The organism is Streptomyces durocortorensis (assembly GCF_016901035.1).
GTDB lineage: Bacteria > Actinomycetota > Actinomycetes > Streptomycetales > Streptomycetaceae > Streptomyces > Streptomyces durocortorensis.
The window spans coordinates 1-8,896 of sequence record NZ_JAFEUF010000201.1 but is presented as its reverse complement, the minus strand read 5'-3'; the positions used below and the strand labels follow the sequence as shown (position 1 = coordinate 8,896).

General features: G+C 74.9%; 8 protein-coding genes. 2 read left to right on the top strand and 6 right to left on the bottom strand.

The genetic code is table 11. The features are described 5' to 3' along the window. Window positions 1–144 precede the first annotated feature (144 nt). Window positions 145–1,074, top strand: coding sequence for a DsbA family protein (locus JS521_RS27630; RefSeq protein WP_205085688.1), 930 nt, complete (start codon window positions 145–147; stop codon window positions 1,072–1,074). Window positions 1,075–1,204: 130 nt separating this feature from the next. Then, complete coding sequence (gene lgt, locus JS521_RS27625) at window positions 1,205–2,182, top strand: prolipoprotein diacylglyceryl transferase (RefSeq protein WP_205085687.1); 978 nt, start codon at window positions 1,205–1,207, stop codon at window positions 2,180–2,182. Window positions 2,183–2,246: 64 nt separating this feature from the next. Here lgt and JS521_RS27620 read toward each other — a convergent pair whose 3' ends face one another. The 6 genes from JS521_RS27620 to JS521_RS27595 form a co-directional block, all read right to left on the bottom strand. Beyond that, window positions 2,247–3,116 (bottom strand): HpcH/HpaI aldolase/citrate lyase family protein, encoded by an 870-nt coding sequence (locus JS521_RS27620; protein WP_205085686.1) that lies wholly within the window; start codon window positions 3,114–3,116, stop codon window positions 2,247–2,249. Beyond that, window positions 3,113–4,312, bottom strand: coding sequence for a CaiB/BaiF CoA transferase family protein (locus tag JS521_RS27615; RefSeq protein ID WP_205085685.1), 1,200 nt, complete (start codon window positions 4,310–4,312; stop codon window positions 3,113–3,115). Before JS521_RS27615 ends, JS521_RS27620 begins: the two co-directional genes overlap by 4 nt. Continuing rightward, a complete protein-coding gene (gene rbsK / locus JS521_RS27610; RefSeq protein ID WP_205085684.1) occupies window positions 4,309–5,193 on the bottom strand; it encodes a ribokinase in 885 nt (294 codons plus the stop codon). Before rbsK ends, JS521_RS27615 begins: the two co-directional genes overlap by 4 nt. Beyond that, window positions 5,190–6,569 carry an ADP-ribosylglycohydrolase family protein gene (locus JS521_RS27605; RefSeq protein ID WP_205085683.1) on the bottom strand — a complete coding sequence of 460 codons (1,380 nt, stop codon included), beginning with the start codon at window positions 6,567–6,569 and terminating at the stop codon, window positions 5,190–5,192. Before JS521_RS27605 ends, rbsK begins: the two co-directional genes overlap by 4 nt. Next, entirely contained in the window at window positions 6,566–7,759 is a 1,194-nt protein-coding gene (locus tag JS521_RS27600) for an ADP-ribosylglycohydrolase family protein (RefSeq protein ID WP_205085682.1), read from the bottom strand. The genes JS521_RS27605 and JS521_RS27600 overlap by 4 nt, the downstream gene beginning before the upstream one ends. Further along, a partial coding sequence (locus tag JS521_RS27595) for an ADP-ribosylglycohydrolase family protein (RefSeq protein ID WP_205085681.1) occupies window positions 7,686–8,896 on the bottom strand: 1,211 nt, incomplete at its 5' end. The genes JS521_RS27595 and JS521_RS27600, both read right to left, overlap by 74 nt.

Sequence of the window (8,896 nt, the reverse complement as noted above, 5' to 3'; positions counted from 1 at the left end):
GCGCGCGGCGCGCGGCGCGGCGCGCGCGCCGGGCGCTGTCGGCTGCGTGGTGTGTGTCCCATGCGGCCGGTTAAATCCCACCCTGGGGGGGGTTGGGGGGGGGGGGGGGGGGGGGGCGGCCCCCCCCCGGTTCGTTCCCCGGGTGTGAGCGACAAGATCCCTGAGGGAAACAGAAGCGCGCGTGAGCGCCTGGCCCAGCAGCGCGAGCGGGACAAGGGGCGCGAGAAGCGCCGCCGGACGCTGATCGTCGCCTCGGCGGTGGTCGGGGTGCTCGGCCTGGCCGCCGTGGTCGGCCTGATCGCGGCCAACGCGGGCAAGGACGACGGCGGCGACTCCGCCTCCGGCCCGGCGGTCGCCCCGTCCGGCGCGATCGGCGAGGCGGCCCTGACCCTGCCGGTCGGCGCGGCCGACGCCCCGTCCACCCTCACGATCTGGGAGGACTTCCGCTGCCCCGTCTGCGCCCAGTTCGAGACCGCCTTCCGGGACACGATCACCGAGCTGGCCGACGACGGCCAGCTCCGGGTGGAGTACCACCTGGCCACCATCATCGACGGCAATCTCGGCGGCACCGGGTCGCTGCGCGCCGCCAACGCCGCCGCCTGCGCCCAGGGCGTCGGCAAGTTCGCCCCGTACCACGACGTCCTCTTCAGCAACCAGCCTCCCGAGCCGGACGACGCCTTCGCCAAGAACAGCCGGCTGATCGAGCTGGCCGGGGAGGTCGAAGGGCTCGACACGCCGGGCTTCCGCAGCTGTGTGGAGGACGGCGAGCACGACAGCTGGGTGAAGAAGTCCGACACGGCGTTCCGCGAGGGCGGCTTCCAGGGCACGCCCACGGTGCTGCTCAACGGCGAGTCCGTCTTCCCGGCCAAGGGCGACGAGCAGATCTCCCCGGAGAACCTGAAGAAGTGGGTCGCCGAGGCCAACAAGGGCAAGAAGCCGGGCACCGCCACCCCGGCCGAGGGGTCCACTGCCCCGTCCGCCCCGGCCGAAGGGTCCGCCCCGGCCGACGGATCCGCAACCTCGTCCACCCCGCCGTCCACCCCGGCCGCGCCGTCGTCGGCCGCCGGTTCCTGACCGGGCCCCGGGGCGTTTCTGCCGATCGGGCCGGGCTTGCGGGGCCTGCCCGTGACGTGGTCCTCGTTACCCAGACGTTGCCGGGTGGCTTGCCGTACCCACCGCCCGGCAGGGTAGCGTCGACCTCGCCATGAATCTTGCCTCCATTCCCAGTCCGTCGACCGGCGTGATCGAGCTCGGCCCGATCCCGCTCCGCGGCTACGCGTTCTGCATCATCATCGGTGTCTTCGTCGCCGTCTGGTTCGGCAACAAGCGCTGGATCGCCCGCGGCGGCAAAGCCGGCACCGTGGCCGACATCGCCGTCTGGGCGGTGCCCTTCGGCCTGGTCGGCGGACGGCTCTACCACGTGATCACCGACTACCAGCTGTACTTCAGCGACGGTGAGAACTGGGTCGACGCCTTCAAGATCTGGGAGGGCGGCCTCGGCATCTGGGGTGCGGTGGCCTTCGGCGCGGTCGGCGCCTGGATCGGCTGCCGCCGCCGGGGCATCCCGCTGCCCGCCTGGGCCGACGCGATGGCCCCGAGCCTCGCGATCGCGCAGGCCATCGGACGCTGGGGCAACTGGTTCAACCAGGAGCTGTACGGCAAGCCCACCGACCTCCCCTGGGCGCTGGAGATCAGCGAGGGCCCCAACCGGGCCGCCGGGACCTACCACCCGACCTTCCTTTACGAGTCGCTGTGGTGCATCGGTGTCGCGCTGCTGGTCATCTGGGCCGACCGCCGCTTCCGGCTCGGCCACGGACGGGCGTTCGCGCTGTACGTCGCGGCCTACTGCGCCGGGCGCGGCTGGATCGAGTACATGCGGGTCGACGAGGCCCACCACATCCTGGGCCTCCGCCTGAACGTGTGGACCGCGATCATCGTCTTCGCCCTCGCCGTCGCCTACATCGTGGTCTCCGCGAAGCTGCGTCCGGGCCGCGAGGAGATCGTCGAGCCCGACCGGGACACCACCCCCGGGAAGGACTCCGACAAGGACGGCTCCGCGAAGGCGGACGCCGCCGAGAAGGACGCCGGGGACGCCGACGCGAAGAAGGACCCGCTCAGCAAGGACGAGCCCGGCAAGGACCGCACCGCCGAGAGCACCGAAGCGGCGGCCGAGAAGGGCTGACCCCCCGGCGCCCTCCCCGGGCGCACCCCGCACCACCTCCCGCGCGCCGGGCGGGCCCGCAGTCTCAGGCCCGCCCGGCGAGCGCGATCGTGCGGCGGGCGGACGCCACCACCGCCGCGTCCACGAACCTCCCGTCCGGCAGCGCCAGCGCCCCCGACTCCACCGCCGAGGCCGCGACGATCTGCTCGGCCGCCTCGATCTCCTCGGCAGTCGGCCGGTAGGCCCGCTCGATCACCTCCAGCTGGCGCGGATGGATCGCCGCCCGGCCCAGCAGCCCGAGCGCCCGCCCCCGCCGGCACGAGGCCCACAGCCCGTCCAGGTCCCGGACGTCCGGGAACACCGACTGGACCGGTGGCGGAAGAGCCGCCGCCCGGGCCGCCACCACGACCCGGCTGCGCGGCCAGTCGAGCCCGGCGTCCTCCCGTACGCCCAGGTCGGCCCGCAGGTCCGCCTCGCCCAGGGCGATGCCCCGTACGGCGTGATGGGCCGAGGCGATCGAGTACGCGTGTTCGATCGCCAGCGCCGACTCCAGCAGCGGATACAGCGGTACGCCCGGGGCCACCGCCGCCACATGGTGCACCGAGACCGCATGGGTGATCTTCGGCAGCCGGAACGCCGCCAGACCCGGCAGCCCCGCCAGCGCCCGGACGTCGTCCTCGCCGTGCACCCGGACATGGACCGGTACGGCGTCGGTGGCGGCGGTCACCTGGTCGCCGAGGAGTTCGGCGGTGGCCGAGCGCGCGTACTCCTTGCGGTCCGGGGCGACGGCGTCCTCCAGGTCGACGATCACCACGTCCGCCCCCGAGCCGAGCGCCTTGGCTACCACCTCCGGCCGGTCCCCGGGGACGTACAGCCAGGTCAGCGGCGGCCGGCCCAGGTCGTCGTCCTGCGGGTCCTCCGGCAGTGGCGGGACCGGCAGCGCACGGCCCGTCACAGCGCCCCCTGGTCCCGCAGTGCCGCGATCCGGGTCTCCGAGAGCCCGAGCCCGGCCAGGATCTCGTCGGTGTCCGCGCCGTGCGGGCGGCCCGCCCACCGGATTCCGCCGGGGGTCTCCGAGAGCCGGAAGAGGACGTTCTGCATCCGCAGCGGCCCCAGCTCCGGGTCGTCGACCTCGGCGATGGTGCCCAGCGCCCGGTACTGCGGGTCCTCCATCACCTCTCGTACGTCATGGATCGGCGCGACGGCCGCCTCCGCCTTCTCGAAGCCGTTGAGCACCTCCTCGCGGCTGTGCCGGGAGATCCAGTGGCCGACCGCCCCGTCCAGCTCCTCGGTGTGCTCGGCCCGGGTGGTGCCCGCGCCGAACCAGGGCTCGTCGATCAGGTCCGGGCGGCCCACCAGCCGCATCACCCTCTCGGCGACGGACTGGGCGGAGGTGGAGACCGCGACCCAGTGGCCGTCGGCGGTGCGGTAGGTGTTGCGCGGGGCGTTGTTGCGGGAGCGGTTGCCGGTGCGCGGCTGGACGTAGCCGAGCTGGTCGTACCAGAGCGGCTGCGGGCCCAGCACGGTCAGGATCGGCTCGATGATCGCCAGGTCCACCACCTGCCCCTCGCCCGTCTTCTCCCGCCCGGCGAGCGCCGCCATCACCGCGTACGCCGTCGCCAGCGCCGCGATGGAGTCGGCGAGCCCGAACGGCGGCAGCGTCGGCGGCCCGTCCGGCTCCCCGGTGATCGCCGCGAACCCGCTCATCGCCTCGGCCAGCGTTCCGAAGCCGGGGCGGTGCGCGTACGGCCCGAACTGGCCGAAGCCGGTGACCCGGGCCAGGACGAGACGCGGGTTCACCGCGTGCAGCTCCTCGGGGCCGAGCCCCCAGCGCTCCAGCGTCCCCGGCCGGAAGTTCTCGACGATCACATCGGTCTCGGCGGCCAGGCGCAGCAGCACGTCCCGGCCGCCGGGCGCGGACAGATCCAGCGTCAGGGTGCGCTTGTTGCGGCCCAGCAGCTTCCACCACAGGCCCACCCCGTCCCTGGCGGGCCCGTGCCCGCGCGAGGGGTCCGGCTTACGGGGGTGCTCGACCTTGATCACATCGGCGCCGAAGTCCCCGAGCATGGTGGCCGCGAGCGGTCCGGCGAAGATGGTGGCGAGGTCGATGACCTTCAGCCCGGTCAGGGGTCCTGCTGCGGTGGTGCTCATGAGGCCTCGATCTCGCCGCGGTACGGCATGGACGTGGACGCGCCGGGCTTCTGTACGCAGAGCGCGGCGGCGGCGGAGGCGAACGCCACGGCCTCGGCCACCGGCCGCCCCTCGCCGAGCGCCACGGCCAGCGCGCCGACGAAGGTGTCCCCGGCCCCGGTCGTGTCGACGGCGGTCACCGAGGGCGCCTCGAAGAGCACCGGCTCGCCGCCCCGGGCCGCGTACAGGCAGCCCTTCGCGCCCAGCGTGACGATGACCTCGGGCACCCGGCGCAGCAGGATCTGGGCGGCGGCGTGCGGGTCGGCCTGCCCGGACAACTCCGCGGCCTCGTGCTCGTTGGGGACCAACAGGTCGATGTGGTCGAGGAGTTCGTCGGGAAGGGGCTGCACCGGAGCCGGGGTGAGGATGGTCCGCACGCCCTGCGCCCGGGCCGCGCGGGCGCCCTCGACGACGGCGGACAGGGGGAGTTCGAGCTGCATGAGGAGGATCTCGGACGCGGCGATCGCCGCGATCTCCCCGGGACCGAGCGCGGTCACGACGCCGTTCGCCCCCGGGACCACCACGATCGCGTTGGCCCCGGAGTCGTCGACCACGATGTGCGCGGTGCCGCTGGGCCCTTCGGCGGTGTGCAGGAGGTCGGTGTCCACCCCCGCGTGTTCGAGGCCGTCGCGCAGTCGCGCCCCGTACACGTCGTCGCCGACCGCGCCGATCATCATTACCTCCCCGCCCGCGCGGGCGGCGGCGACGGCCTGGTTGGCGCCCTTGCCGCCGGGGACCGTCCGGAACTCCCGTCCGGTGACGGTCTCGCCGAGCCCCGGAGCGCGGGCCGTGTAGGCGACGAGGTCCATATTGGTGCTGCCGAGCACCGCGATGCGGGTCATGGGCGCAGAGCCTCCTGGTGGGTCAGTGCGGCGAGGGTGTCGAAGCCGACCTGGTCGAAGCCGGGTACGGAGGTGGCGAGCCGGTTCTTCAGCGGAGCCGTCCAGTGCGCGGGCAGGGCGTCCGGCCCGCCCGCCAGCAGTCCGGCGAGCGATCCGGCGGTGGCCCCGTTGGAGTCGGTGTCCCAGCCGCCGGATACCGCGTTGCCGATCGACCGGGTGAAGTCGCCGCCTGCGTGGGTGAGGGCGGCGGCGAGCAGCGCGGCGTTGGGCAGCACGTGCACCCAGTGGTGGGTGTCGGCGTAGACGGCGTGCAGCCGGTCCACGACGGCGTCGAACTCTCCTTCCGTGCGTGCTGTTTCGATGCCGAGGCGGACGGCGCGGGCGTAGCGCGAGTGCGGCGGCACCACGCGTAGCCCGGCCGCCAGGCAGCCGTGCACATCGCTCTCGCCCCCGGCGGCCACGGCGAGCGCGGCGGCGGTGAACATCGCCCCGTACACCCCGTTGCCGGTGTGGGTGAGGACCGCGTCGCGGTGGGCCTGGGCGGCGGCCCCGGCCGGGTCGCCGGGGTGCGTCCAGCCGTGCACGTCGGCCCGGATCTGCGCGCCGATCCACTCCCGGAACGGGTTGCGGCGGCGGGCGGTCCCCGGGGGTTCGACGCCCGCCAGGAGGTTGCCGTACGCGATGCGCTCGGCGGTGAAGGTGCGCCCGGCGGGGAGTTCGTCGAGCCAGAGCCGGGCCAGGTCGGCGGTGGTGAAGGTTCGGCCGTGCCGCTGCAGCAACAGCAGGGTGAGGAGCGGGTAGTTGAGGTCGTCGTCCTCCGGCATGCCGTCGATGTTCTCGGCCAGGGACGTGGGGGCCGAGCGGCGGTTCCAGGGGTGGGCGGTGAGCAGCTCGGCGGGCACGCCGTGTTCGGTGAACCAGGTGGTGAGGGGCCAGTTTCCGGTGGCGCGGGCGAGCGCGCGGATGCCGGTCAGCGGCAGCTTCTCGACCGGCTTGCCGAGCAGGCAGCCGACCGCCCGGCCGAGCCAGGCGGCGTGCAGGCGGCTGCGGTCGACGGCGGGCGCGGCCTCGGGCGGTCCCGGCCAGTGCGGGCAGGCGGCCACGATCGCGTCCAGGTCGGTCGGCTCGTCGGCCGCCAACGGTGACTCCAACAGGGCCAGTTCGTCGAGGAGTTGCGTGGCGAGTTCGCGCAGCCGGGGCAGTGCGGGCGGCTCGGAGGCGCCCGCACGGTCCGGGGCGGGGGTGCCCCCGGCTCCGTGCCACCGCTCCTCGATCTCCCGCACGTCCCGGCCGTCCTGCGCGGCCTGCCGCAGCTCGTGCCCGACCAGGTCCTCGGGCTGCACCCAGGTGAGGCGGACGGGCCGGTGGGTGCTCACCGCTCACCGGCCAGCGCGATGAACGCCTCCTCGTGGGCCGCGCGCCGCTCCAGGTCCCGGGCGAAGACCTCCCGGGCCACCTGGGTCAGCGCCCGGGCCGGGGCGTGCAGATCCAGGCGGCTCGCCTCCGCGACCGTGGTCGCCCAGTCGGCCGGGGCCTCGCCGCCCAGTGCGCCCACGATGGCCCCGCTCATCGTGGCGATGGAGTCGCAGTCGCGGCCGTAGTTCACCGAACCCAGCACCGTACGCCGGTAGTCGCCGCCCCCGACCAGCAACATTCCCAGGGCGACGGGCAGTTCCTCGATGGCGTGCAGCCGGGAGGGGCGGCGGGCGCCGAGCGCGGGGGAGCGGTAGTCGGGGCCGACCGTGTCGAAGGGCTCCACGGCCGCACGCAGCGGCGCGAGCGCGGACTCGAAGTCGTCGTGGTGCAAGCCGACTTCGCAGACCGCCTCGATCGCGGAGCGGGTGCCGTCCTTCGCCAGGGCGAGGGCGGCGTCGACCACCGTGGCGGGGGTGGCCCCCGGGCGGCAGGCGGCGGCGACGGCGGCCGCGAAGACCCCGGCGGCCTCCCGTCCGTACGAGGACTGGTGCGGGGCCGCGACCTCCAGCGCCTCGGCGTACGCGGCCTCCGGGTGACCGGCGTTGACCAGGCCGACCGGGGCCATGTACATCGCCGCCCCGCAGTTGACGATGTTGCCCGCACCGGCCTCGCGCGGGTCGATGTGCCCGTAGTGCAGCCGGGCCACGATCCACTTCTCCGCCAGGAAGATCCGCTGGAGGGGGAGCGCCTCGGCCTCCAGCTCCGGGATCCAGCGGGGCGAGAGCAGATCCGGGACGAGATGGTCGGCGACGGCGTAGGCGTCGAGGTGGTCGCGGACCTTCTCGTAGACGCGGATCAGCGCGTGGGTCATCAAGGTGTCGTCGGTGACGTGCCCGTCGCCCTTGTGGTACGGCGCGATGGGACGGGCGGTGCGCCAGTCCTCGCCGTACCAGGGGCCGACGATCCCGGTGACCCGGCCGCCGTGGCGCTCGGCGATCTGCTCGGGGGTCCAGCCCTCGACCGGGCCGCCGAGCGCGTCGCCGACGGCGGCTCCGACGAGGGCCCGGGTGATCCGGTCATCGAGTCCGGGTGTGGTGGGGGAGGCCTGCGGCGTCGAGGCGGCGGGAGCTGTGGCCGTTGTGGGCGTCATGCCGGAATTGTCCACCCGGGAGGGCCGGTTCCGTGGCTGCCAGCAGCCCGGCGAGTTCGATCAGGTCCGTGCCCGCGAGCCGGGGCAGCGCACAGCCCGCCAGTGTGCGGCAGGCCTCGCGCCAGCCCGCCGGTACGGCGGTGATCGAGCCGATCGCCCCGGTCAGCGCCCCGGCCAGGGCGGGTGCGGAGTCCGCGACCCGGGAGAGGCAGGTTGCGGCCGGGATCGCCTGGGCGATCTCGCCCCGGGCGGCGGTGGTGAGGGCGAGGGCGACGGGGACGGTCTCGGCGGCCGCGATCCCGTAGCTGTAGACGTGGTCGACGATCTGGTGTTCCAAAACCGGGACCAGGGCGAACGCCCCGGCGGGCTCGTCCGCGAACTCCCGGGCCAGACGGACCGCGTGCACGGCGTTGCGGGCGATCTCGGTGCCGTCGGGGAGCCGGTCGAGGGCGGCGTTCACCACGGTGTCGACGTCCGCCCCGGTCAGCGCCACGGCGATCGCGGCGGCCACGGCCCGGGCGCCGTGCACCCCGTCGCCGTCCTGGGTGTAGCGGGCGTCGAACTCCGCGAGCGCCGCCGCCTCCTCCGGGTCGCCCGGGTGGACCACGGCGAGCACGGCGGCCCGGACGCAGGCGGCGTCGTCGAAGTAGTGCGGGTTGTCGTGCCCGGTGGCGGGCGGCCGGAGCCCGGCGGCCAGGTTGCCGAGCCCGGCCCGCACCGAGATCCGGGCCCGCAGCGGGAGGACTGCCGCCTCGACCTCGGGGGCTCGGGCGCTGGCGGCGGCGACGGTGGCGGCGAGCGCGTTCCAGGCCCGGTCGACCGCGTCCCGCATCCGGCGGCCGGGGGCCAGACCCACCGCGTCGTCGGCCGCCGCCAGCACCGTACGGGCGGCGAACGCGGCCCACTCGGCGTCGTCGGACGGGCCGAGCCGCAGCGGCTCGGGCGGCTGGTTGAGGGCGATGGGCACCGGGAGCGTGGTGGTGGCGTTCTGCTCGGCGAAGGTGTCCAGCTCCCGGGTGAGCCGCCGGGTCCACTCGGGCATCCGGGCCGCCCGGTGCCGGGCTGCGGGCCACCCGGCGGCGTCGCCGGACGCGAGCCCGAGCAGCAGCCCCTCGATCCGGGCGCGGCGGGAGGGGG